General features: G+C 63.1%; 26 protein-coding genes and 2 pseudogenes. 14 read left to right on the top strand and 14 right to left on the bottom strand.

Going from position 1 to position 23,671, the window contains the following annotated elements; translation table 11 throughout:
* The first annotated feature begins 255 nt into the window (after window positions 1-255).
* The 5 genes and pseudogenes from GYM54_RS09655 to GYM54_RS09640 all read left to right on the top strand — a co-directional run bounded on the left by GYM54_RS09655 (window position 256) and on the right by GYM54_RS09640 (window position 4,801).
* Window positions 256-1,446 (top strand): NnrS family protein, encoded by a 1,191-nt coding sequence (locus GYM54_RS09655; protein WP_197445839.1) that lies wholly within the window; start codon window positions 256-258, stop codon window positions 1,444-1,446.
* Window positions 1,447-1,557: 111 nt separating this feature from the next.
* On the top strand, window positions 1,558-2,301 hold the full coding sequence (locus GYM54_RS09650) for an SDR family NAD(P)-dependent oxidoreductase (RefSeq protein ID WP_197445838.1): 744 nt from the start codon (window positions 1,558-1,560) through the stop codon (window positions 2,299-2,301).
* Window positions 2,302-2,691: 390 nt separating this feature from the next.
* Window positions 2,692-2,964: pseudogene (locus GYM54_RS22035) on the top strand (methyl-accepting chemotaxis protein); the annotation flags it as partial.
* A gap of 33 nt (window positions 2,965-2,997) precedes the next feature.
* On the top strand, window positions 2,998-3,432 hold the full coding sequence (locus GYM54_RS22030) for a CZB domain-containing protein (RefSeq protein WP_374105191.1): 435 nt from the start codon (window positions 2,998-3,000) through the stop codon (window positions 3,430-3,432).
* A 229-nt stretch (window positions 3,433-3,661) separates the two neighbouring features.
* Window positions 3,662-4,801, top strand: a complete 1,140-nt coding sequence (locus GYM54_RS09640) for a CBS domain-containing protein (protein WP_197445836.1) — start codon at window positions 3,662-3,664, stop codon at window positions 4,799-4,801.
* A 9-nt stretch (window positions 4,802-4,810) separates the two neighbouring features.
* On the opposite strand, the gene GYM54_RS09635 is transcribed toward GYM54_RS09640, so the two are convergent.
* The 4 genes from GYM54_RS09635 to nirJ form a co-directional block, all read right to left on the bottom strand.
* Entirely contained in the window at window positions 4,811-5,674 is an 864-nt protein-coding gene (locus GYM54_RS09635) for a LysR family transcriptional regulator (RefSeq protein WP_181105068.1), read from the bottom strand.
* Window positions 5,675-5,922: 248 nt separating this feature from the next.
* Window positions 5,923-7,443, bottom strand: coding sequence for a nitrite reductase (locus tag GYM54_RS09630; protein ID WP_131650866.1), 1,521 nt, complete (start codon window positions 7,441-7,443; stop codon window positions 5,923-5,925).
* Window positions 7,434-8,270 (bottom strand): uroporphyrinogen-III C-methyltransferase, encoded by an 837-nt coding sequence (cobA, locus tag GYM54_RS09625; RefSeq protein ID WP_181105066.1) that lies wholly within the window; start codon window positions 8,268-8,270, stop codon window positions 7,434-7,436. The genes GYM54_RS09630 and cobA overlap by 10 nt, the downstream gene beginning before the upstream one ends.
* 78 nt (window positions 8,271-8,348) lie before the next feature.
* Window positions 8,349-9,542: a heme d1 biosynthesis radical SAM protein NirJ gene (gene nirJ, locus GYM54_RS09620; RefSeq protein WP_181105064.1), complete on the bottom strand. Its 1,194-nt coding sequence runs from the start codon at window positions 9,540-9,542 to the stop codon at window positions 8,349-8,351.
* Window positions 9,543-9,855: 313 nt separating this feature from the next.
* Between nirJ and GYM54_RS09615 the strand changes: the two genes are divergently transcribed.
* Together GYM54_RS09615 and GYM54_RS09610 are read left to right on the top strand one after the other, a co-directional pair.
* Complete coding sequence (locus GYM54_RS09615; protein WP_181105062.1) at window positions 9,856-10,086, top strand: hypothetical protein; 231 nt, start codon at window positions 9,856-9,858, stop codon at window positions 10,084-10,086.
* Between the two features lie 16 nt (window positions 10,087-10,102).
* Window positions 10,103-10,330 (top strand): hypothetical protein, encoded by a 228-nt coding sequence (locus GYM54_RS09610; RefSeq protein WP_181105060.1) that lies wholly within the window; start codon window positions 10,103-10,105, stop codon window positions 10,328-10,330.
* Between the two features lie 23 nt (window positions 10,331-10,353).
* Here the strand turns inward: GYM54_RS09610 and GYM54_RS09605 are convergent, their stop codons facing one another.
* Entirely contained in the window at window positions 10,354-10,983 is a 630-nt protein-coding gene (locus GYM54_RS09605) for an FMN-binding negative transcriptional regulator (RefSeq protein ID WP_181105058.1), read from the bottom strand.
* Between the two features lie 204 nt (window positions 10,984-11,187).
* A complete protein-coding gene (locus tag GYM54_RS09600) occupies window positions 11,188-11,517 on the bottom strand; it encodes a DHCW motif cupin fold protein (protein WP_181105056.1) in 330 nt (109 codons plus the stop codon).
* 113 nt (window positions 11,518-11,630) lie between these two features.
* Between GYM54_RS09600 and GYM54_RS09595 the strand changes: the two are divergent.
* Window positions 11,631-11,916 (top strand): annotated as a pseudogene (locus GYM54_RS09595) (transposase); the annotation flags it as partial.
* Window positions 11,917-11,936: 20 nt separating this feature from the next.
* Here the strand turns inward: GYM54_RS09595 and GYM54_RS09590 are convergent.
* From GYM54_RS09590 to GYM54_RS09555, 8 genes are read right to left on the bottom strand one after another with little or no spacing between them, the layout of a single operon-like run.
* Window positions 11,937-12,437, bottom strand: coding sequence for a nitrite reductase (locus GYM54_RS09590; protein ID WP_181105054.1), 501 nt, complete (start codon window positions 12,435-12,437; stop codon window positions 11,937-11,939).
* Window positions 12,412-12,855, bottom strand: a complete 444-nt coding sequence (locus GYM54_RS09585) for an Lrp/AsnC family transcriptional regulator (protein WP_181105052.1) — start codon at window positions 12,853-12,855, stop codon at window positions 12,412-12,414. Before GYM54_RS09585 ends, GYM54_RS09590 begins: the two co-directional genes overlap by 26 nt.
* Entirely contained in the window at window positions 12,848-13,363 is a 516-nt protein-coding gene (locus GYM54_RS09580; protein ID WP_181105050.1) for an AsnC family protein, read from the bottom strand. Before GYM54_RS09580 ends, GYM54_RS09585 begins: the two co-directional genes overlap by 8 nt.
* The gene (locus GYM54_RS09575; protein WP_197445835.1) at window positions 13,360-13,818 is read right to left on the bottom strand and encodes an Lrp/AsnC family transcriptional regulator; all 459 of its coding nucleotides are present in this window, start codon (window positions 13,816-13,818) and stop codon (window positions 13,360-13,362) included. The genes GYM54_RS09580 and GYM54_RS09575 overlap by 4 nt, the downstream gene beginning before the upstream one ends.
* Before the next feature lies 1 nt (window position 13,819).
* Complete coding sequence (locus tag GYM54_RS09570; RefSeq protein WP_197445834.1) at window positions 13,820-14,995, bottom strand: cytochrome D1 domain-containing protein; 1,176 nt, start codon at window positions 14,993-14,995, stop codon at window positions 13,820-13,822.
* Complete coding sequence (locus tag GYM54_RS09565) at window positions 14,992-15,333, bottom strand: cytochrome c (RefSeq protein ID WP_197445833.1); 342 nt, start codon at window positions 15,331-15,333, stop codon at window positions 14,992-14,994. The genes GYM54_RS09570 and GYM54_RS09565 overlap by 4 nt, the downstream gene beginning before the upstream one ends.
* Before the next feature lie 25 nt (window positions 15,334-15,358).
* Window positions 15,359-15,673 carry a c-type cytochrome gene (locus tag GYM54_RS09560; protein WP_131650856.1) on the bottom strand — a complete coding sequence of 105 codons (315 nt, stop codon included), beginning with the start codon at window positions 15,671-15,673 and terminating at the stop codon, window positions 15,359-15,361.
* A gap of 55 nt (window positions 15,674-15,728) precedes the next feature.
* Window positions 15,729-17,438, bottom strand: coding sequence for a nitrite reductase (locus GYM54_RS09555; protein WP_197445832.1), 1,710 nt, complete (start codon window positions 17,436-17,438; stop codon window positions 15,729-15,731).
* Between the two features lie 358 nt (window positions 17,439-17,796).
* On the opposite strand from GYM54_RS09555, the gene GYM54_RS09550 reads away from it, so the two are divergent.
* The 6 genes from GYM54_RS09550 to GYM54_RS09525 all read left to right on the top strand — a co-directional run bounded on the left by GYM54_RS09550 (window position 17,797) and on the right by GYM54_RS09525 (window position 23,554).
* Window positions 17,797-18,576, top strand: coding sequence for a CbbQ/NirQ/NorQ/GpvN family protein (locus tag GYM54_RS09550; protein ID WP_197445875.1), 780 nt, complete (start codon window positions 17,797-17,799; stop codon window positions 18,574-18,576).
* Window positions 18,560-19,147 (top strand): cytochrome c oxidase subunit 3, encoded by a 588-nt coding sequence (locus tag GYM54_RS09545; protein ID WP_197445831.1) that lies wholly within the window; start codon window positions 18,560-18,562, stop codon window positions 19,145-19,147. The genes GYM54_RS09550 and GYM54_RS09545 overlap by 17 nt, the downstream gene beginning before the upstream one ends.
* Window positions 19,148-19,157: 10 nt before the next feature.
* The gene (locus GYM54_RS09540) at window positions 19,158-19,406 is read left to right on the top strand and encodes a cytochrome C oxidase subunit IV family protein (RefSeq protein WP_131650852.1); all 249 of its coding nucleotides are present in this window, start codon (window positions 19,158-19,160) and stop codon (window positions 19,404-19,406) included.
* Between the two features lie 356 nt (window positions 19,407-19,762).
* Window positions 19,763-20,203: a cytochrome c gene (locus GYM54_RS09535; RefSeq protein ID WP_131650851.1), complete on the top strand. Its 441-nt coding sequence runs from the start codon at window positions 19,763-19,765 to the stop codon at window positions 20,201-20,203.
* Window positions 20,204-20,206: 3 nt separating this feature from the next.
* Window positions 20,207-21,634 carry a cbb3-type cytochrome c oxidase subunit I gene (locus tag GYM54_RS09530; RefSeq protein WP_197445830.1) on the top strand — a complete coding sequence of 476 codons (1,428 nt, stop codon included), beginning with the start codon at window positions 20,207-20,209 and terminating at the stop codon, window positions 21,632-21,634.
* A gap of 75 nt (window positions 21,635-21,709) precedes the next feature.
* Window positions 21,710-23,554, top strand: coding sequence for a nitric oxide reductase activation protein NorD (locus tag GYM54_RS09525; protein ID WP_197445829.1), 1,845 nt, complete (start codon window positions 21,710-21,712; stop codon window positions 23,552-23,554).
* Window positions 23,555-23,671: the final 117 nt, after the last annotated feature.

The raw sequence follows: 23,671 nt of genomic DNA, 5'->3' as shown, positions 1-23,671 counted from the left end.
TACCACCCGAATCAGCGATACGGCTGACGCCACACTCACGCGCCGGAACCCCAGCCAGACGCCCTGGCACCGGGCCCTAAAGCCCTACCAACCGTCGGCACCGAGGCGGCTCGGCGAAAAGATGATTGCAATCAAGTCTGTCGAAGCCTTCTAACCTGTAGAAAGTAATCCTGGCTTCGGGTAATCCGGAGCACTCATAGTTCTGCCTGGCAGGCACTCCATCTGCAGCAGACATAAGACGTTCAGGAGGCCCTTGTGCAAGTTATCGATCGGCGAAAAGCCCTGAGTATCCCGCCCCTGTGGCGGCTCGCCTTTCGCCCGTTTTTCCTCGCCGGCAGCCTCTTCGCCATGCTTGCGATTCCGCTCTGGGTCGCCACCTGGACAGGCATCTGGCCCGGTTTTCAGCCAACCGGCGGCTGGCTGTCCTGGCATCGCCACGAGATGCTGTTCGGTTTCGCCATGGCCATCGTCGCGGGCTTCCTGCTCACCGCCGGCCAGACCTGGACCGGCCAACCCGGTGTGTCCGGCAAAAAGCTGATGGCACTGGCCGCCGTCTGGCTACTGGCGCGCCTGGGCTGGCTGTTCGGCCTGCCGCTGGCGCTGGTGATCCCACTGGATCTGCTGTTCATGCTCGGCGTGACCGGGCTGATGGCGCGCATGCTCTGGGTGGTCAAGCAGAAGCGCAACTACCCGATCGTGGCGGTACTCACGCTGATGATCGGCGCGGATGTGTTGGTGCTCTGCGGTATCGCCCAAGGTGGCGATGGCTTGCAACGCCAGGGCGTGCTCGCCGGGCTTTGGCTGGTGGCGGCGCTGATGGCGATCATTGGCGGGCGGGTGATTCCCTTCTTCACCCAGCGCGGCCTCGGTCATACCGAGGCGGTGAAACCCTGGGTCTGGCTCGATGTAGCGCTGCTGGTCGGCACTGGCCTGATCGCCGTGCTCTACGCCGCAGGCATCGCATTGCAACAGAATCTGCTGATCGGCGTGTTGTTCCTCGCTATCGCCGCCGGCCACTTGCTGCGGCTGGTGCGCTGGTACGACGGCGGCATCTGGCGCGTTCCGCTGCTTTGGTCGCTGCACGTAGCGATGCTCTGGCTGGTGGTCGCGGCTGCGGGGCTGGCGCTGTGGAATTTCGGCTTGCTGAATAGCTCCAGCCCTTCGTTGCATGCGCTGTCGGTGGGCTCCATGAGCGGTCTGATCCTGGCGATGATCGCCCGCGTCACGCTTGGCCACACGGGGCGTCCGTTGCAGCTGCCGGGTGGCATCGCCGCTGCCTTCGTGTTGTTCAACCTCGGGGCGGCCTCGCGTGTGTTCCTGTCGGGCCAGTGGCCGGTGATGGGGCTCTGGCTGGCGGCGATCTGCTGGGCCCTGGCCTTCGCGCTTTACGCCTGGCGTTACGCGCCGATGCTGCTGACCGCACGGGTCGACGGCCATCCGGGCTGATCGTCCCGTACCAGGCACTGCCTGATTAGTCATTCAACTGTGAAACCGCTGCCTGCCCAGTTCCGGGACGGGCAGCCTGCGGCTCGGCGGACGCCGGCATCGGAGATGATGATGAAAAGTGAATTCAAAGACCGCCTGGCAGTCGTCACCGGCGCCAGTTCGGGGATCGGCCTGGCGCTGTGTGCGGCGCTGCTGCAACGTGGCGCGCGGGTGCTGGCCATGTCGCGCAGCCTCGGCGGCCTCGGGCAATTGATCGAAACCTATCCCGAGCACTTGCACTGGATCGCCGGTGACGTGACATCGGCGGACGATCTCGCCGCGTTGCGGTGCCGCGCGGCGGAACTCGGTCCGGTGGACTATCTGGTGCCGAACGCCGGCATCGCCGAGCTGGGCGACAGCCTAGACATGGCCTGTTTCGATCGGCAATGGGCCGTCAACGGCGCCGGTGCACTGAACACTCTGGCCGCGCTGCGCACGGAACTGGCCAAGCCGGCGTCGGTGGTCTTCATCGGTACGTTTCTGGCGCGCGGGACCTTCCCCGGCCTTGCCGCCTATATCGCCAGCAAGGCCGCGCTGATTGCTCAGGCACGCACGCTGGCGGTGGAATTCGCGCCGCTGGATGTGCGCATCAACGTGGTCTCGCCGGGGCCGACCGCGACGGCGATCTGGGGCACGCTGGGGCTGGCCGACGAGCAGCTGGAGCAGGTCGCCGAAGGCGTCAGCAAGCGCTTGTTGCCTGGACATTTTCTCGAGTCCGCGGCGGTCGCCAACGTCATCCTGTTCCAGCTGTCGCAGGGCGCCCGTGGCGTTTACGGTCAGGATTGGGTCGTTGACAACGGTTACACCATCAACTGAACGGCGAGGCCGATGATGTTCAAGTGGAAGCGGACCGCCCAGGACTTGCAGCAGCAACGCGATGACCTGCAGCGCACCTGCACCGAGCAGGCGGCGCGTATCGCGGCGCTAGAAGCGCAGTTGACAGCGGCCAGCGCCGAAAGCGCGGCCGGTAAACGCCAGCTGGACTATTACCGTGGCGTGGCCGGCAACCTGGTGCGCTTCAGTGCGTCGGTGGCGCATCTAGGCGATTCCTTCGAATACCTCACGGGCCGGCTTGGCGATAATCGTGATCGCGCGGAGCAGGTCGCCGACGCGGCGCTGAGCAACCAGCAGCACTTCGGCGAGCTGCGCAACAAGGCCGTCGACATGGAAAGCGGGCTCACCGAGGCTTCGCACAAGGTCGACACCCTTGCCCGGCATTCGCAGGAGATCAACGGAATCGTCGATCTCATCAGCGGCATCGCCAGCCAGACCAATCTGCTCGCACTCAATGCTGCCATCGAGGCGGCGCGGGCCGGGGAGTCCGGTCGCGGCTTCGCCGTGGTCGCCGGCGAGGTGCGAACGCTGGCGGAAAAGACCGCGCTGGCCACCGCCGACATCGTGGACAAGATCACCGAGGTTCAGCGCGAGATCGCCCAGGTGCACGGTTACATCCAGCTGCAGGGCGAGCTGGCCCAGGGCTTCAGCCGCACCACCGAGCGTGCCGTGGCCGCCATGCGACAGCTGCATCAGCTGGCCGGCGCCATGCGTCAAGGAATCGAACATTCGTCGTTCCGTGCTGGCGTCGAGCTGGCCAACCTCGATGAGCTGTCGTTGAAGTTCGTCGTCTATAACCATGTGCTCGGCTCGGGTGACCCGAGGCCGTCGGTTCTGCCCAGCGAGCGCGAGTGTCGCTTCGGCCGCTGGTACTACGCCCAGAGCAATCGAGACATGCGCCGGCTGGAGCAATTCCAGCAAATCGAGCGGCCGCATATGGCGGTGCACCATCAGGGGCAGCAGGCGCTCGATGCGTTCGGCCGGCATGCGCTGGAAGATACGCTCACCTCTCTGGGCAGGATGGAGGAGGCCAACCTGGAGGTGATGCGCATCGTCGCGGCGCTGATCCGAGAGCATGAAAAGACCGTTCAGCCGGTGACCGAGGCGTCGTAGCAGGCTCGATCAGGCGAACCTGCCTAGGCATGTCTGGCCGCGCTCTAGTGCAAAAATATTGCGCGCAAAGTTCACTACTATTCATTGGCGATGCATTGGCAGCGCACCGACAATGTCGCGCGCAATTAGATCGGTGCAACTTTTCAGCGCGCCGGTCCATCCAAACCAGCCAGCGCCGCTACCGAGCGCCGCTGACTAGCGGAACGAATTCCCAACCAAAGCAGAAATAATGCAAGAACGCCTTCTCGACTGGTGCCGGTCCTTCGCGCCCGCGCCATTGTCCGCGCGTCCCGCTGAATGGCTGCGCGCCGCACTGGGCATTGGCCTGGCGCTGCTGGTGACGATACCTGCCTGTGCCTGGGTCTTCGGCACCGCGATTGCCCTGCCTCTCGCTGCACCGGCCGCCGCATCGGCGGTGCTGGTGTTCGTCGCCTCATCGAGCCCTTTCGCACAGCCATGGTCGGTGCTGGCCGGCAACCTGTTCGCGACCGCCGTGGGCGTGGCGCTGGGCATCAGTGGCATGCCCATCGCCACCGCTGCCGGACTGGCCGGCGCGCTGGCGATCTTCTGCCTGTTCGGCCTGCGCTGCCTGCATCCGCCCGGCGCGGCGCTGGCACTGGTCGCGGTGGTGGGCAGTCCGGAGATTCATGCGTACGGTTTTCAGTTGCTCTATCCGGTGGCGTTCAACTCGGCGCTGCTGATCGCGGTTGCGCTGATCTACAACAACCTCAGCGGGCATGCCTACCCGAAGCCGCGCCCGCAGAAGGGCAACATCCATCACACACAGGACGCGCTGCCCAGCGAGCGCATGAGTTTCAGCGAGGATGACGTCGAGCGCGCGCTGGCGGACTTCGGCGAATACGTGGACGTCACGCGCGACGACCTCGCACAGCTGATCAAACAGACCGAAAAGCACGCGCTGCGGCGCAGCATGGGTGAGATCACCGCAGGCGACATCATGTCCCGCGACCTTTACTGGAGCACGCCGGATTGCTCGATCCAGCGCGCCTGGCAGACCCTGCGCGAGCACCGTCTGCATTCGATGCCGGTGCTGCAGGCCGACAGCCACAAACTGGTGGGCATCGTGACCCTGGTCGACCTGCTCAAGCACTTCCGCCCGGCGTCCGCGCGCATCAACTTCGGCCAGCTCAAATTTCTTCGCGGCGTGCAACTTCGCGCGATCATGAGCAGCCCGGTGGTGTCGGTGACCGAAGACACTCACATGGTCGACTTGGTATTCCTGTTGTCCGACCGGGGGCTGCACTGCTTGCCGGTGGTGGACGACGAGCAGCGCCTGGTAGGCATGATCACCCAGACCGATCTGATCGCCGCGCTCTATCGGAACTGGCTCAAGCATCTGCCCGACTGATCGCCGTGCTCACTCGATCTGGTAGTTCCAGCGCGACCAGTCGTAGTCGTCCTCGGCTACTTCACGCAACAGTTCGATCGCCTTGAACAAGGCGGGCGACTGCGCCGCGCGCGCATACACCAGATAGACGGGATAGCTGAATTCCGGCGCGTGCTCGACGCGCTTGAGCGCACCTTCGTCCAGATAGCGTTGCACCACTCGCGTGCGGAAGTAGCCACGACCACCGCACTGCATCAGGTACTGCAGGGCCAGCGGGCCCAGGCTGAACGACATCGCCGTGCGGATGTGGCCCGGCAGCGCAAGATCGTGCTGTTGGCGAAACGCGGGGCCCCAATCCACATAGACGTAGGGCTCCGCGATGCTGCAGTGCTCCACCTGGATCAGCTTTTCTTCCAGTAGCTGCTCGACCTGCAGGCCCGGCCAGTATTCGGGTTGATGCACCAGCGCCGCGTCCAGTGCGCCGAGGTCGAGTTGCTTCTGCAAGGCGGTGCCGCTGTCCACCTCGTTGCGAAGCGCGTGATCGGGCATTTCCTGGCGCAGGCGCTGGACCCAAGCAAGCATCAGCGGGTTGCACAGGCTCACCTCGGCACCGAGCGACAGCAGATTGTCGAAACCGCGCGGCAACGGCAGATCGCGCCGCGCGGTTTCCCAGGTCTGCACCAGTTGCGTGGCATAGGTGACGAAGCGCTCGCCATCACTGGTCAGCCGCGCGCCGGCGCGGTTTCGTATGAACAGCCGACAGCCGAGCTGCGTTTCCAGACTGCGTACTCGCGCGGTCACCGCCGTTTGCGTGATATGCAGCCGCTCAGCCGTGGCGACGAAGCTGCCGCTGCGAATGATCTCGAGAAAAGTGCGGGCGAGATCTATATCCATGGTTGGGGACTCATATCAATCGGGTCGATATGAAAGCAGCTTGGAATGAAAGATAAAAGTAGATAAGCCGATAACGTCACTGGAGGCTGAGGTAGCTGCGGTGGATCACTAGCCTGACGGCCTCGGTAGGGTGGGCTTCAGCCCACCGGGTACCATTTGGGCCCATTATGGTGGGCTGAAGCCCACCCTACGATCCTATAGCTTACGCCCCAGCCCTGAGCTTCCGGCGCTTCTATCGTCCTCCGCCTTCAATGCGATGTCCCTTCGGCGAATTCGATCTTGTTGCCGACGTTGTACTTGCCCGAGGGCTTGTTCATCGGGATGCGCTTGATCTCTTCCAGGGTGTCGCTGTCGTAGACGATCAGCGCGCCGTCGGTGTCCCAGACGCTGAGCAACAGGTGCTTGCCGTCCCTGGTGAACTCCACGTGCGCGGCGTTCTTGCCGGGCATCGGGCGCAGGGTGTGGGCGACTTCCAGGGTCTGTTTGTCGATCAGGTGCACGGCATCGTTGTTGGGGCCGAAGAAGACGTCGGTCCAGGCGTACTTCGAATGCTCATGGCTGCGCATGAAGAAGCCCGGACCTTCGGTGGGAATCTCCTTGATCAGCTTCCAGCTCTGCATGTCGAGCACTGAGATCAGGCCCTTGCTGACATTCGGGGTGGCGAACACCCATTCGCCGCCGCGTCTCCAGTAGATGCCCGAACCCAGGTGCGGCATGCCGGGCAGCGGAATGTCGGTGACGGCCTTGCCAGTGTCGAGGTCGATCACCTGGCCGCCGTGGGCCTTGCGCGAGGTGGCGAGCAGGTGGCGATAGTCGGGTGTGAAGGAGAAATCATCGAGAAAGTCCGCGGCTTCGATGCGCCGAGGTTCGAAATCTGGCTCCCCGGCGTAGGAAAGCTCCCAGGCCTCCTTCACATCCTTCAGTGCGACCACGAAGCTGTCGCGCGGCGGCGCGGTGTAGACGGCGCTGACCCGTGATGGCGTGCCGTCCGCGCCGACTGCCGGGATGTGCTTGACCAGCGACAGGTCGCGGGCATCCAGCAGCACCAGGTTGCCCGGCAGATAGTTGCCCACCAGTACCCAGCGGCCGTCGTTGCTCACAGCCAGGTTGCGGGTATTCAGCCCGGCGCGGACCTCGGCGATCATGGTCAGGTTGTTGAGGTCGTAGACGCTGACCCAGCCGTCACGCGAGGCGAAATAGACGAAGCGTCCGTCCGGGGAAAACTTCGGCCCACCGTGCAGAGCGAAATGCGAGGGGAAGTTGGCCAGCTCCTCGAAGCGATCACCGTCGAGAACACGCACATGATGATTACCGGCCTCGACCACGACGAACAGGTTGAGCGGGTCGGCGCCGTGTTGAGGGCTGTCGGGCAGCTTGGCGACATCCACCAGCATCCGGTGGCTGGCGCGAATGTCGGCATCACTCCAGGTCGGCGGCACGGCGGAAGGCCGATAGAGGTAGCTGACCAGGCTGTCGATCTGCGCTGCGTCGAGCAGCGTCGAATAGGCCGCCATCTGGCTGGCCGGGCGGCCGTCGCGGATGACCTTGCGCGCCTCGTCCGGCTTGATCCGGCCAAGGCTTTCCGGCAACAGCGCGGGGCCGGCGCCACCGAGGCGATCGACGCCGTGGCAGCTTTGGCAGTGCTGCTGGTAGAGCGCATGGGCATCGATTGTCTCAGCGGCAGCGGCGCGCGGAATGGCCATGTCGAGCGCGACGAAGGTGGCGGCCGGCAGGGCGGCGGCCACCAGCAGGGCAGGAATCAGCCGCATAGGGCCTCCTTTTGCGTAGCGACGTCACCCTGCAGGCGCGCGGGGTACTGGACCTGCCGCCCATCGAACAGCCCGACCACCTTGCCGATCACCGTCAACGTCGGTGGCGTCAGGTGCTGCTCCGCGGCCATGCTCGGCAGTTGCTTGAGGCTGCAGCGCACCACCTGCTGATCCTGACGGGTGCCATTGCCAATCAGCGCGGCGGGCGTATCCACCGGCAGGCCGGCGGCGATCAGATTGCGCGAGATTTCGCCGAGGCTGCCCAACCCCATATAGAACACCAGGGTCTGGTTGCCCTCGGCCAGGGCGCTCCAGGGCAGGTGGAGCTCGCCGTTCTCCTGCAGATGACCGGTGATGAACTGGCAGGAGTGCGCCAAGTCACGGTGCGTCAGGGGAATGCCCGCATAGGTGCTGCAGCCGGCCGCGGCGGTGATGCCGGGCACCACCTGGCAGTCGATGCCGCGTTCGAGCAGGAACTCCAGCTCCTCGGCGCCACGGCCGAAAATGAAGGGATCGCCACCTTTCAGACGCACCACGCGTTTGCCCTGCCGGGCCAAGTCCGCCAGCAGCTGATTGATCTGCGGTTGCGGCAGACTGTGGTAGCCGCTGGTCTTGCCCACGTAGTGGCGGCTGCAGGCGGTGGGCAGCAGCACCATCAAGTCATCGCTGACCAGGCGGTCGTAAACCACCGCGTCAGCCTGTTGCAGCAGGCCCCAGGCGCGCAGGGTGAGCAGGCCCGGGTCGCCAGGGCCGGCACCGACCAGGGCAACTTCACCGGGGGCGAACGGGGTGCTCAGCGAAGCGGGGAGTGTGATTGGCTGGTCCATGCGGACTCCTGTGATTCTCATCAGGTTGACGGTTGCGCTTGGCTGAGTACGGTTCTGACGACCGCTAGGGTTGCTGATTTACAGGGCACTGATTTCCACGCTGGGGATGCGTACGGGAAGCGGCAACCCGATTTCCTCGTCGCTCAGGTAGCAGCCGGGGTCTTCCGCCCACAGATCGCCTGCGGCCCAGGCACGGGTACGGGTGTTGCCGTTGCAGATCGGCAGCCAGCGGCATTTGGCGCAGCGCCCACCCACGGCGCGCGGGAGCTGGCGCAGCTCGCGCAGCAACGGCTCGGGCTCATCCAGCCAGAGTTCGCGGAAGCGCTGCCGGCGTACGTTGCCGACGGTGTGCTGCCACCAGTAGGTATCGGGATGCACATCGCCGATGTTGTCGATGTTGGCGATACCGTTGCCCGAGGCGTTGCCGCCCCAGGCGCGCAGCATCTGCTCCAGGCGGTCGCGATGCTGCGGCAGGCGCTCCTCGACCCACTGCAGCAGCAGGATCGCGTCGGCGTCATTGTTGCCGCTGACGAAATCGGTCTCGCGGCCGTTCTGCACGTCGTCCCAGGCCTGCTCGAACAGCTGGCGCATGGCGTCGCGGGTCATCTGGTGGTGGGCGTCGGCCTTGCGGCTGCGCTTGCCGCGCCCGCTGTAGTTCAGGTGCGAGAGATAGAACTTCTGCACGTCGTGCTCGCGCATCAGCGCCAGCAGGGCGGGCAATTGTGGGTAGTTGTTCTGCGTGAGGGTGGTGCGCAGCCCGACGCGAATGCCGTGCTGGCGGCACAGGTCGATGGCATGCATCGAGGCGACGAAGCTGCCCTGGAGCTGGCGCCACTCGTCATGCACCGCTTCCAGGCCGTCGATGCTGATGCCGACGTAGTCGTACTTTGCTGCCGCCACTTGCTCGATATTGCGCTCGTCGATCAGCGTGCCGTTGGTTGACAGCGCCACGAAAAAGCCCTTTTCGCGGGCATAGGCGGAGAGATCGAATATGTCGTCCCGCAGCAGCGGCTCGCCACCGGAAAGGATCAGCACGCGCACACCGGCTTCGTGCAGATCGTCGATCACCTTCAGGGCTTCGTCAGTATCCAGCTCGTCGCGAAATTCGCTGTCGGCGGAGGTGGCGTAGCAGTGCTTACAGGTCAGGTTGCAGCGCCGCAGCAGGTTCCAGATGACCACCGGCGGACGGGTTCCCGGTGTGCCTCGTGCACCGAGCACTGGACCGGAATTCGGGCGGGCCAGGGCGCGCAGGTAATGGCTGATTCGCAGCATGCGGTATCTCCTCAGGAAGCGGCGGCTTCGTGGGTGAATCGATGGCTGCAGCATTACCGAGGTGGGGTGGCCGGTCCTTGATCCGAAACAAATAAAGGGGTGGTAGCGCGGGAGGCTGATGTTTGGATCATGGCAGACGTAGGGTGGGCTTCAGCCCACCGTAATCGCCGACGGCGCGGTGTCCTGCTGGGCAGAAGCGGAGCGCCTCCCGGACCAAGCTGCGATGCTTGTCGGGTTGCAACGAGACTGCCGTCAAACTCTGTAAAAGGCCGCTTCGCATAGACTGCCGCTCCTTGACCGCTGAGGGGGATCCATGGAGATCGGAGAGTTCGTTGCGCTGTACTGCCTGAACAGCCTGTTCTGGAAATGGATCATCAGTTGGGGTGGCGCGCACTGGCTTGAGGGCTGGAAAGCCATGGCCTTTCTGGAGTGGTTCGCCTGGCCATGGAACGCCGAGCAGATCCGCCTCTATGCGGTCGTGATGTGGGGCTTTACCACGCTGTTTTTCGTGGTTGGCCTGTTCAAGCCCGAATGGCGGTTCTGACAGGCTCGGTGGCTGCGTGGAATTTCTAATCAGCATGCTCGTGCAATGCTTCGGGTATGTGGTTTCCGAGCTGATCCTGAGCACCTTCTTCTTTCTCTGCGGCTGGCCAGTGGTCCGGCTTTTCACGCTGGGTCGCTACCCGACGCACGCCCGACCGGACGGCTCGCGGGGAGACAACTACGTATGCTGTGTCGGGTTGGTGGTGTTCTGTCTGCTGCTCCTGGCGCTGTGCAGCCAGTTCTGACGTCAGTAACGTGTCGCTGACTACTAATCTAGGGCTAAATCTCGCATTGATTCGCCTAAGGCCTCATGACCCCGTTCGATCAGGATCGTTGCAGCACTATGGATATCTCGCGGATCCTTGTTCTGGCTCAGCTTGAACTTACCGGCAAGTCGGGTGATCTCGATTTCTATACCGACGATAGCCAGCATCATCGATGCCATGTACTCCTTCGGTGCATCGGTCATTTTCCACGGCTTGGGTTCGGAGGCTTCATGCGTGCGGGTAAGCTTCGCGACCAGCCCCCTTACATAGCGCTCATCATCTCGAATCGTGATACGACCATGTGCATGTACGACCTTGTAGTTCCAGGTGGGCACTTGCTTGTGGTGCTCTTGCTTGCTCGGATACCAGTTAGGCGAGATATAGGCTTCCTCTCCTCTAAAAACGACAAGTACCTCGTCGCCGTTCCGAACCTCTGTCCAAACGGGGTTGTTGCGCGCGACATGGGCATGCAGCGTCCCAAGCGCCCCTTGCTCTGCGGCCAACTCGAAGGGAATGTGATTGGCGTCCAAACCGCTTCCGCCGTTTGTGAAAAGGATGCCCAAAGGATGCTGCCTGACGAGTTGGAGCATGGCGTCAGTCGAAGGGGCGCTAAAGTGTTCTGGAACGTACATATCACTACCGAATAGTTGCCGGGACGCAGTTGTAAGGAGAGGATCTGCCTAGGCATCACCAGGCATCCATTTGGCACTATGAAGCTTTTTGGCGATAACACACACACATCGTGTGCTTACAGGCTGACATCCCGCTCGACACGCTTCAAAGCAGCATCAAGCGCAAGGCTGCTTTCGGCCAAACGCTGCTAATCGCTTCCGGTATCAATCCACGACGAACAACGTGGCGCCGGTAGTGGTTGAAGACCGGTGGGCCTCCGCATTGTCGGCTACTTGGTAGCTCATGCCGGCGCTCAATGTGAATGTGCGGCCATCATCGAGCTCGGTCTCCAGTTGACCTTCCAGGCATAGCAGAATGTGTCCCTTCCGGCACCAATGATCTGCAACGTATCCCGGGCTGTAGTCGACCATTCGAACTCTCGTGTTACCGAATTGGCAGGTACGCCAGAGCGCCGTGCCGGTTTCACCCGGATGCGCAATGGGTTCTATTGTCGACCAGTCGGTAGTACCAAATGGGATATCAGTGAGTTCCATGGTTGCCTTACCCAAGGGGATAAGGTCCGAATCCTACCCATGCACCACCAAGACAAGATAGATACAGATGGGCCTTGTTTTTTCGTACACCTACGTGCGCGGCGGCTGGAGCCATGTATCCAGTGATCTTCTTTGATGCCCTACGGGTAAATATCCGTGACGAAGGCATGGTTCGCGACAAGGCAATCTATCTGGCGTTGGATGTGTTGCCAGACGGTACCCGCGATGCTGGGCATCTGGATCGAAAATACCGAAGGCGCCAAGTTCTGGCTGAAGGTATTCAACAGCTTGCGTAACAGGGGTGTAAAAGACGTGCTGATCGCAGTTACGGATGGCCTCAAGGGCATGCCGGAAACGCTAGGCGCCGTGTACCCTGAAACGACGCTGCCGACATGTATCTGCCGGCGCTGGCTCTGCGGCTACACCCTCAACCCGGTCTTCTTCAGAATCCGGCTGCTGACCAGCATCTCGTCCGCTCGGCAAGCATCACCTAGCAGGGTACGGATTTCGGCACGGTAGGTCTGGATCTCGCCGGCACTGCGACCGTGGACCATGGCGAACAGGTTGTAGCGCCAGCCGTCGCGACGGGGACGGCGGTAGCAGTGGCTGACGAAGGGCTGTGACCCGAGCAGCGGGCCGAGGCGGGGGAGGTGGGTGTCGTCGACGTCCCAGACGGTCATGCCGTTGTGCTTGTAGCCCAGGCGGTAGTGGTTGGGTACGGCGGCGATGCGGCGGATGGCGCTGTCGGCTTGCAGCTGGCGCAGCAGGGTCAGTACGGCGTCTTCGTCGAGGTCCAGGTGTTCGCCGATCCAGGCCCAGGGGTTGTCCACCAGCGGCAGGCCGGACTGGGTGAGTTCCACCAGGCGGCGCACCAGTGCGGGGTCAGACGGGCCATCAAACTGAGAAATGCAGGCCGACATGGTAGGTCTCCTCCTTGGGCAGGTTGAGTACCGGCAGGCCGGTCTGCGCCTCGATGCGGACGATAGTCTCTGCGATGCCCTCGGGCGTCGCGCAGCCCAGTACGAACCACATGTTCCACTCGTGCTCGCGACGGTAGTTGTGGGCGACTTCGGGTAGGGCGTTGAGTTGTGCAGCCACCGCGTCGAAACGTTCTTCGGGCACCGACAACGCAGCCAGGGTGAAGGCGCCGCCGAGGCGGTCGATGTCGAACATGGGGCCGAAACGGGTCAGGGTGCCATCGTCCAACAGCGCCTGGACACGGTCGCGCAGGGTCTGCGAGTCGTTTTCCAGCTCATCGGCCAGCGCCTGCCAGGGCTGCTTTACCAGCGGCAGGCCATGTTGCAGGCGGTTGATCAGTCGACGGTCGAGGTCATCCATGGGCCAGCTCCCGGGCAGCGGGTGGAGCATAGCGGCCACCGCACTGTTTGAAGGCGCGCGTGCTGAACAGCAACTGGTGCGGCACTTCGCTCAATCCGTGCTCGGCCAGCAGGTTTTCGATCAGTTGGCAGACCTGTTCGCGCTCGCGGCCGTGGACCATGCAGAACAGGTTGTAGGGCCAGTCCGGCAGGCGGCGTGGACGCTGGTAGCAGAGGTTGATGCCGGCGGCCTGGCCGAGACGTCGACCGACCTCGTCGACCTGCTCGTTAGGAATGTCCAGCACCAGCATGGCGTTGGCGCGAAAGCCCAGCGCGCGATGCTTGAGCACCAGGCCGACGCGGCGGAACAGCCCGTCCTCGCTCCAGTGCCGGACCTGTTCGAGCACGGCCTGTTCGCTGGCACCGATGCGTTCGGCCAGCATCCGGTAAGGACGGGCGGCAAGCGGCAGGCCCGCTTCGAGCAGGCTGCGCAGCTGCATGGCCTGCGAGTGGTCGAGGGTGCCGGTCATGGCGCATCTCCAATGGGAAAGCCGAGGTCGATGCGGTAGGCGCATTCCATCGGCAGGTCCAGCGGCATGAGGCCGGTTTCCGCCTCGATCTGTGCCAGCAGGGCGTCCAGGTGCGCGCGGTCAGGGCCGGTCACCACGAACCAGAGGTTGTAGTCATGCTCGCGCAGGTAGTTGTGATTGACCTCGGGAAAGCTGTTGATCCGCGCTGCCACCGCTTCCACGCGCGCTGGTGGCACGGCGAGCGCCACCAGGGTGCTGGCGCCGGCGCGGCTGTGCTCGAAGACGGGGCCGATCCGGGAAAGCCCGCCGCTGCGTTCCAGCTGCTCAAGGCTGGCGAGGATCTCTTCTTCGCTGCACTCCAGCGCCTCGGCCATGGCGCGGTAGGGTTCGGTGCACAGCGGCATGCCGTGCTGGAAGCGGTCGATCAGGCGGCGGCTGAGGCTGTCGAGCTGCATGTCATAACCCCGTCTCGTGGGCGCGGCTGCTGAAGAAGATGCCGCTCGGGCTTTCGGCCGGCAGGCGCTTGAGCAGTTTCAGCGTGTAGGGGTCCCACACCTGGACTTCGCCGCCGTCGCGCACCGACAGCCAGAGCTGGTCGCCGCGCGCGGTGAACTCCATGTGCAGCACGGCAGGGCCCGGCTCCAGGGTGGCGATGATGTCGTGGGTTTCAGTGTCGATGACCTGGATCTTGCCGTTGTCCGGATGGGCGAAGTTGACCCAGATCTGTCGCGCATCGGGGCGCGCCATGACGAAGATCGGCTGGCCGGCGACGTCGATGGCGTCGGTCTGCTGCCAGCTCTCGCTGTTCATCACCAGCACGCGGTGCTGGCCGACGGCGGGCACGAAGGTCTGGTCGCCGGCCACGGTCCAGCCTTCGAGGTGCGGCATTTTGTAGACCGGCAGCTTCTGCTGGCCGCGACCGTAACCGTCGAGAATGCGTTCGACGCCCTTTTCCGGGTGCCAGAGGTCGATCTTGGCCATGCCGTCCTCGCCGAACAGGCCGGCGATGTAGTAGCGGCCCTCCGGTGTGAGCAGCGCATCGTAGGGCTGGTTGCCGATGTTCTCGAAACGGCTGATCTGCGGCGTGCGGCCCTGGCTGAAGTCCAGCAGCCAGGTTTCGCCGGTATCGAACAGGCTGTAGATGAAGCGGCGGCCCGGTGCGTCGATGACGCCGACCACTCGCGAATTGCGGCTGTCGTCGGCCAGCGGCGTGGCGGGGATGTCGGCGACCAGCTCCAGCGTGTCGGCGTCGAAGACCTTGACGCCGCCCGGCTCGTAGTTGCCCACGGCGATCAATGTGCCGTCCTGACTGATGGCGCCGCCGATGCTGTTGCCGCCCTGGATCACGCGCTTGTCGATGCGTTGGCGCAGCAGGTCGACCTTGGTCAGCCCGCCGTCGCGACCGAAGGCGTAGGCGAAGCGCTGATCGCGTGAAAACACCACCGAGGCATGGGACAAGTCGCCCAGGCCCTCGATGCGCGCCAGGCTGGTCATGCCGCTGCTCTCGATTAGCTGCAGGCTGCCGGTGGCGCGTTCCACCACCACGCCCAGATCACCGGTGCCGCGCAGCGGTTGTTGCGCGCAGCCGAACAGCAGGCCGGCCGCAGCCAGCAGCAGGAAGGGACGGATCATGGCTTTGGATATCCTTCGATAAGCAGATCGACCAGCCAGAGGATGTCCTGCTCGTCGAGCAGGTCATTCCAGCCGGGCATGGCGGTGCCGGGGCGTCCATAGGTGACGGTGGCAATGAGGTTTGCGCGGGGTTTGCCGGCCAGTGCGTCGCGGGTGATCGCGGGGCCGAGGCCGCCGGTCAGGAGCAGGCCGTGACAGGAACCGCAGTCCTGCACGAGAAGATGTTCGAGTTGAGCCTGGCGTTCGGCATCGGGTGCCGCGGCCATCGCTGCGGGAATCAGGAGGAGGGACGCCAGGGCGAGCCCCAAACGCGATACTGCATGGCGGGACTGGGTCATGACGTCCTCCTGGACGTTACTTCGATTACTTCTGGCTAAGAACCCACTCAGCGAGGATCTTGGCTTCTTCTTCGGTTACAGCGTTTGGCGGCATCGGGATCGGACCCCAGACGCCCTGGCTGCCGTTCTTGATGTGGCCAGCGAGCGTGTCGGCAGCGCCGTCCTGGCCCGCGTATTTGGCGGCGACGTCCTTGAATGCCGGACCAACCAGCTTGGCATCGATGCTATGGCAGGCTGCGCAAGGCTTGCTCTTGAACAGCGCTTCGCCGTCCTGCGCCATCGCTGGTTGCAGCACCAGCGCACCGCCCAGGGCGAGCAGTGGAACTAGGATTTTCTTCATCAGTACTTCCTCAAGGCTAATGGGGAGGATCTTGATGTCCTCCCCGGTTTGACACTCAGTAGATGTCGTGCTGAGTGTTATGAACGTTAAATTTACCCGTTGGGGTAATCAATCTTTTGTCCCTGATCACCTTTTTCAGCTTCAAGGTCTTGTCATCGACCACCACGATAGCCGAATCCTCGTCCTGGCCGCTCCAGACGGAGAACCACACTTCATTACCGGCCTGGTTGTACTCGGGTTGTACGACACGCTTGGCGCCGTCTTTGATCCCCGACCAGTCGCCGATCGGCAGCACTTTGTAGCCGGCATCGAGGTTGTTGATATCGAATACCGCAGCCGATTGGCTGACCTTGGCGTCCGGGTGGAAGGTGGTGTCCAGATAGAGGTGGCTGGATTTCGGATGCGTCTTGATGAACAGCGATCCGCCGCCCTGGCCCTTAAGCGTCTGCACGACCTTCCAGGCGCTGTTCGGGTGCTTGTCCGGGTCGGTGCCGATCAGCGAGATGGTCTCGTCGCCCAGGTGGCTGGTGGCCCATACCGGTCCGAATTCGGGGTGCACGAAGTTGGCGCCACGACCTGGGTGCGGGATTTTGCCGACATCCACCAGCGCGGCCATTTTGCGGTCCTTGGAGTCGATCACCGCCACCTTGTTGGAGTTGTTCGCCGCCGTCATGAAGTAACGGTGGCTCACATCCCAGCCGCCATCGTGCAGGAAGGGCGCGGTGCCGATGATGGTGGTGGACAGGTTGTCGATGTCTTCGTAGTTGACCAGCATGACCTTGCCGGTTTCCTTGACGTTGACGATGAACTCGGGGTGCTCGTGGGAAGCGATGATGGCGGCCACGCGTGGCTCGGGATGGTATTCCTGAGTGCCGACGGTCATGCCGCGGGTGGAGACGATCTGCAGCGGCTCCAGGGTCTCGCCGTCCATGATGGTGAACTGTGGCGGCCAATAGTCACCGGCGATCACGTACTTGTCTTCGTAGCCCTTGAACTTGGAGGTTTCCACCGAGCGCGCCTCGATGCCGACCTTGATTTCAGCGACCTTGACCGGCTCCTTGCCCCACAGGTCGATCATGTCGATCTTGGCGTCGCGCCCGATCACCAGCAGGTAGCGGCCCGAAGCGGACATGCGCGAGATATGCACGGCGTAGCCGGTGTCGATGGTCTTGACGATCTTCTTGGTGTCGCCGTCGATCAGCGCGATCTTGCCATCGTCACGCAGGGTGACGGAGAACAGGTTGGGCAGGTCCAGTTTGTTCATCTGTTTGGTTGGACGGTCCTCGGGCTTGACCAGCACCTGCCAGGAATCCTTCATCTGCGCCATGCCCCACTCCGGCGGGGTCGGTGGCGTGTGCTGGATGAACTTGGCCATCAAGGTGATTTCGTCTTTGGTCAGCGCGTTGGAGGTGCCCCAGTTGGGCATGCCGGCTGGCGAGCCGTAAGTGATCAGCGCTTCGAGAAATGCCTGGCCGCGTTCCTGAGTGATGTCCGGCGTCAGCGGCTTGCCGGTGGCGCCCTTGCGCAGCACACCGTGGCAGCCGGCGCAGCGCTGGAAGTAGATTTCCTTGGCCTTCTCAAACTCGGCGGAGCTCAGATCGGGCGCGCCGGGGGAATGCATCACCTGGGCACTCGCTGGATCGATGCTGGAAGCGCGCCCCTTGTAGGCCGCATCGGCGCTTTCGGGATTGGCTGCCGCCTGGGCGACTGCCAGGCCGAGCAGTGAAAAGGCGGCGATGAAGCCCGCCAATACTGGTTTGCTCATACTCTTTTCTCCTTCTGACCGCATCTTGCGGTTCCTGCTAATGACGGCGATGTGGCAGTTCCCGGGGCTTGCTGTGCGCGGTTTGCATCCTAGAGAGAGCCGTTGCGAATGCGCTTGATGGCAATCAAGAGTGAACCCGGGATGGGGCGGGCGTGACGTCGTGTCGCGGGGAGATCGGGCTTGCAGTTCGGCGTCGCGTGCCGGCTCGGCGCCCATTTCGATTCGGGCTTGACCGTAATCAAGCTTCGCCGGCGGATGGCTTGAGGGGGCAGGGTGTGGCGGGTAGTTTGGACTTAGATGAATAACCAACTGCTGCAGTGAGGTATTGCCAATGAACGCGCCCGAGAACCTTGTCGGCCTGGCTGACGCGCCGTTCTATCAATCGCTGGGTAACGAAGAGGTGCTTTTCGAGCAGGCTTGGCGACATGGAATGCCAGTGCTGATCAAGGGGCCGACCGGCTGCGGCAAGACCCGTTTCGTGCAGCACATGGCACATCGTCTGAACCTGCCGCTGTACACCGTGGCCTGTCACGACGACCTGTCCGCCGCCGATCTGGTCGGCCGCCATCTCATCGGTGCGCAGGGCACCTGGTGGCAGGACGGCCCGCTGACCCGTGCGGTGCGTGAAGGCGGCATCTGCTATCTCGATGAAGTGGTGGAAGCGCGGCAGGACACCGCCGTGGTGCTGCACCCTTTGGCCGATGATCGCCGCGAACTGTTCATCGAACGCACCGGCGAAGCGCTCAAGGCGCCGCCGGGCTTCATGCTGGTGGTCAGCTACAACCCCGGCTACCAGAACCTGCTTAAAGGTATGAAGCCCAGCACCCGGCAGCGCTTCGTCGCCATGCGTTTCGATTACCCGCCAGCCGCCGAGGAGCAGCGCATCGTCGCCAACGAGGCTCAAGTGGATGCCGCGCTGGCCGAGCAGGTGGTCAAGCTCGGGCAGGCGCTGCGTCGCCTCGAACAGCATGATCTGGAAGAGGTGGCCTCGACCCGCCTGCTGATCTTCACCGCCCGCATGATCCGTTCCGGCATGAGCCCGCGCGAGGCCTGCATGGCGTGCCTCGCCGAGCCGCTTTCCGATGATCCGCAAACCGTAGCCGCCCTGATGGATGTGGTCGATGTCCACTTCGCATGAACGCCTCGCGCTGACGAACCGCCGGTTGCCGGGCGATCTGGCGATGTGGTTCTTCATCCTCGCCGAGCTGACAGTGTTCGCGATCCTGATCCTGGCGTTCGCCGTTACCCAGTTACTGAACGCCGAGACGTTTCGCGAAAGCCGCGCGGCGCTGGACAGTTCCATCGGGTTGGTGCTGACGCTGAGTCTGCTGACCTCCGGTCTGCTGGCGGCGCTGGCGGTGGAGCAGGTGCGTCTGGATCGGCCACGTCGCGCGGCGGCGTTGCTGTTGGCGGCGCTGGTGACGTCCTGCGTCTACGTGGTGCTCAAGCTCAACGAGTACAGCCACCTTTCAGGGCTGGGCCTGGGGCTCGAGCACAGTACCTTTTTCACGCTGTACTGGATTCTCACCGGCTTTCATTTCCTGCACGTGTTGCTGGGGATGGTCATTCTCGGCTGGATGGCCGAGCGCTGCCGTCGTCAGACCTACACCGCGCGTGACTGCGCCGGGCTGGAGTCCGGGGTGCTCTATTGGCACATGGTGGATGTGGTCTGGGTGGTGCTGTTCCCGCTGGTCTACGTGATCAACTGACGAGGTCGTGATGTCTGCTTCGAAGGTGTTGATTGTCTGCTGGCTGGTCCTGGCCGCGCTGTCCACGGCGACGGTGGCGCTGGGCAGTTCCGGCTCGACCCTGCTGCTCGCCGCGGCGGTGCTGGTCATCGCGCTGGTGAAGGGCTGGGTGATTACCGAGCGCTTCATGGAAATGTGCCATGCGCCGATGATGTGGCGCTTGCTGATGCTCGGCTGGCCGCTGGTGATGGCGGCTGGGGTGATCCTGACGCTGGTTTGAGTTGGGTCAGGCTGGGTGTTGGGGCTCGTGTTCTGGTGGGCTGAAGCCCACCCTACGGACTGTAGCGTTCCGCGCCCGCCAATGTAGGGTGGGCTTCAGCCCACCGATATCAACAATCTTGATCGCTCTCAATGCCCCGCGTCGGCGCGTTGCTCTGGACGCTCCGCGTCTGCTTTAAGAGTCCTGCACATCCAGCGCCGTGACGCATGGTGTTCTCAAATGCTGGCGTGGGACGCCGCCCGGCATGCCTTCCCATAAACCCGACTAAAACGTTTGGTCTTTTTCTTGATTGCCATCAAGCAGGTTTCGATAGCTCCCTTCTTAAACTGGCCACGCCAAGCCATGAGGAGGCGACCATGTCCGAGACCTTCACCAAGGGGATGGCCAGGAATATCTACTTCGGGGGAAGCGTGTTCTTCTTCCTGGTATTTCTCGGCCTGACCTATCACACAGAGCAGACCTTTCCAGAACGAACGAATGCGTCGGAATTGACCGAGGCGGTCGTGCGCGGCAAGGAAGTCTGGGAAAACAACAACTGCATCGGCTGCCACAGCCTGCTTGGTGAAGGCGCCTACTTCGCGCCGGAGCTGGGTAACGTCTTCGTCCGTCGCGGTGAAGATGCGGCCTTCAAGCCCTTCCTGAGTGCCTGGATGAAAGCGCAGCCGCTGGGCGCGCCAGGACGCCGGGCGATGCCGCAATTCAACCTGAGCGAACAGGAAGTCGATGATCTGGCGGAGTTCCTCAAGTGGACCTCGAAGATCGATACCAACAACTGGCCGCCAAACAAGGAGGGCTGAGAGATGAGCATCATGAATCCGCATCTCAAATTCCAATCGCAAGCGGTCGCCAAACCCTACTTCGTGTTTGCGCTGATCCTGTTCGTCGGGCAGATCCTGTTCGGTCTGATCATGGGCCTGCAATACGTCGTCGGTGACTTCCTGTTCCCATTGCTGCCATTCAACGTGGCGCGGATGGTTCACACCAATCTGCTGATCGTCTGGTTGCTGTTCGGCTTCATGGGCGCGGCCTACTACCTCATCCCCGAGGAAGCGGATCGCGAACTGCACAGCCCGAAACTGGCGATCATCCTGTTCTGGGTGTTTGCAGCCGCTGGTGTGCTGACGATTCTCGGCTACCTGTTCGTGCCTTACGCCGGACTGGCGGAAATGACCAAGAACCACCTGCTGCCGACCATGGGTCGCGAGTTCCTGGAACAGCCGACGATCACCAAGATCGGCATTGTGGTGGTGGCCCTGGGCTTCCTCTACAACGTCGGCATGACCCTGCTCAAAGGTCGCAAGACCGTGATCAGCACGGTGATGATGACCGGTCTGATCGGCCTGGCGGTGTTCTTCCTGTTCTCCTTCTACAACCCGGAAAACCTGGCGCGCGACAAGTACTACTGGTGGTTCGTGGTGCACCTGTGGGTCGAAGGCGTGTGGGAACTGATCATGGGTTCGATGCTGGCCTTCGTCCTGATCAAGATCACCGGCGTCGACCGTGAAGTGATCGAGAAGTGGCTCTACGTGATCATCGCCATGGCCCTGATCACCGGCATCATCGGTACCGGTCACCACTTCTTCTGGATTGGTGCGCCTGAGGTCTGGTTGTGGCTGGGTTCGATCTTCTCCGCCCTTGAACCGCTGCCGTTCTTCGCCATGGTGCTGTTCTCGCTGAACATGGTGAACCGTCGTCGTCGGCAACATCCGAACAAGGCCGCATCGCTCTGGGCCATCGGTACGACCGTGACTGCGTTCTTCGGCGCTGGTGTGTGGGGCTTCCTGCACACCCTGGCTCCGGTGAACTACTACACCCACGGTTCGCAGTTGACCGCCGCCCACGGCCACCTGGCCTTCTACGGTGCCTACGCAATGATCGTGATGACCATGATCAGCTACGCCATGCCGCGTCTGCGTGGTCTGGGTGAAGCGCCGGATGCACGGGCTCAGCGCATCGAGATTTGGGGCTTCTGGCTGATGACCATCTCCATGGTTGCCATCACCCTGTTCCTCACCGCCGCTGGCGTGGTGCAGATTTGGCTGCAACGCATCCCGGCAGACGGCGCGGCGATGTCCTTCATGAATACCGCCGACCAACTGGCCATCTTCTTCTGGCTGCGGTTGATCGCCGGGGTGTTCTTCCTGGTCGGGCTGGTCTGCTACCTGTACAGCTTCAGGCAGCGTGGCCGGGTTACCGCCGACGTACCTGCAGCAGTCGCTGCAGCCTGAGACTGACGCACGATGAACGACGGCCCGGCTGACCCAGCGGGCCGTCTTCGTTCGAACTGCGCTACGGAGATCGCAATGGCCTTTACCATCGAAGTCGAAGAGTGGGTCGGCAGCGTCTGGCACCGTTTCATCACCCGCCGCGCCAGTCCCGATTTTCCCGAGGCGTGCGTCGAGCTGGAGAGCATGCAGCGACCCTTGTCGGTCCTGTTCCGAGCCATGGGTGGCGCCAGCGGTATCGGCGTGGAAGCTGCCAATGCGCGCGACATGATGTTGCGGCGCAACCTGCTGCAACAGGTCGCCGGAACCTGCAAGCAATTGCCGGTCGCCTGGTGCGACGCGAGCAATCTGCGCCTGCCGCAACGCCTTGCGGTCTATCCGGAAGTTTCACTCAATCAGGATCTTTATCGCTGGCTGGCGCTGCTCGCAGCGCAGGCGGGCGAGATGCGCCACTGGGCGCGTGACAACCAGCGCTGGACCCAATCGATTCTCCAGCGCTTCCCTGCCATGCGGCCACGCTACGGGCGGTTGGTCGAGGCACACCTGCAACTGCGTCCCGACCCGGCCACGCTGCCGCGCGCCGAAGCCGCGCTAGAGCGCGCGCTGTGCCAGGCGCTGCGCGAGCCGGGCAGTGTCGAGCAGTTTCCCCGCAGCGAAGTGGCGCCCTGGCCGCTGCCGATGTGGCTGTACCCGGCCGAAAACCTCGGCGTGCCGCAAGCTACCGAGTTGGGCGATGAAGACCCGGATAACACCTTGCAAGCACCGCCGACCGAGCAGAAGGGCCTGCGCAAACGTGCCAAGCGGGTCGAGGAAACCACCGGCAAGGGCGGTTTGATGCTGTTCCGTCTGGAGAATTTGTTCAGCTGGTCCGAGCACGTCGAGCTGGATCGCCAGGGCGACGACAGCGAAAACGAGGACGCCTCGCGCGTCGCCGAGGACCTCGATGAAATCGCCATGTCGCGCCAGCGCATGCGCAAGGGCGGTGGCCTCAAGCTGCACCTCGATCTGCCGCCGTCGGACGTGGACGACATTCCGCTGGGCGAAGGCATCAAGCTGCCGGAGTGGGACTATCGCAAGCAGCGCCTGCAGGAGGATTTCGTCAGCCTGCAGATGATGCTGCCGCGCGGCTCCGAACCCAAGGGCCTGCCGCTGCGGCTGAGCCCGCTGGCGCGCAAGCTGCGGCGGCAATTCGAACATTTGCGTAACGACCGCCAATGGTTGCGTGGGCAACCCCAGGGTTCGGAGCTGGACATGCAGGCCTGGCTGGATTTCCACGTCGAGCGCCAGCACGGCCAATGTGCCGAGCGCGGGCTGTTCATGGAGCAGCGGCAGAGTCGGCGCGACCTGGCCTGCCTGCTACTGGCGGATCTGTCGATGTCCACCGATGCGCATCTGGATGACGAACACAAAGTCATCGATGTCATCACCGACAGCTTGTTGTTGTTCGGCGAAGCGCTGTCGGCGGTCGGCGATGAGTTCGCGTTGTACGGCTTCTCCTCGCTGCGCAGGCAGCAGGTGCGCATGCAGGAATTGAAAAGCTTCCGCCAGCGTTATGACGATGAAACGCGCGGACGTATCCAGGCGCTCAAGCCCGGCTATTACACCCGCATGGGCGCGGCGATCCGCCAGGCCACTGAGCTGCTTGGCAAATGCAAGCAGCGGCGCAAGCTGCTGTTGCTGGTGACCGATGGCAAGCCCAACGACCTGGACCTGTACGAAGGCCGCTACGGCGTCGAAGACACCCGCGAAGCGGTGCTCGAAGCCCGGCGCCACGGCCTGTTGCCGTTTTGCATCACCATCGACCAAGAGGCCGGCGATTACCTGCCCTACATGTTCGGCGCCAACGGCTACACCCTGATCAAGGAACCGCAGCAACTGCCGTTCCGTCTGCCGCAGTTGTATAAGCAGTTGACGAAGGGGTGATAGAGAGCTGGAAGTGTTGCGTGGAATTGGTGGGCTGAAGCCCACCCTACCGGATCGTGCGGAGTAGTCCCGTAGGGTGGGCTTCAGCCCACCAGCCTACTCAGCGGGCGGCGTTCC

The organism is Pseudomonas sp. MTM4 (assembly GCF_019355055.1).
Lineage (GTDB): Bacteria > Pseudomonadota > Gammaproteobacteria > Pseudomonadales > Pseudomonadaceae > Stutzerimonas.
This window is presented reverse-complemented; position numbering and strand designations above follow the sequence as displayed.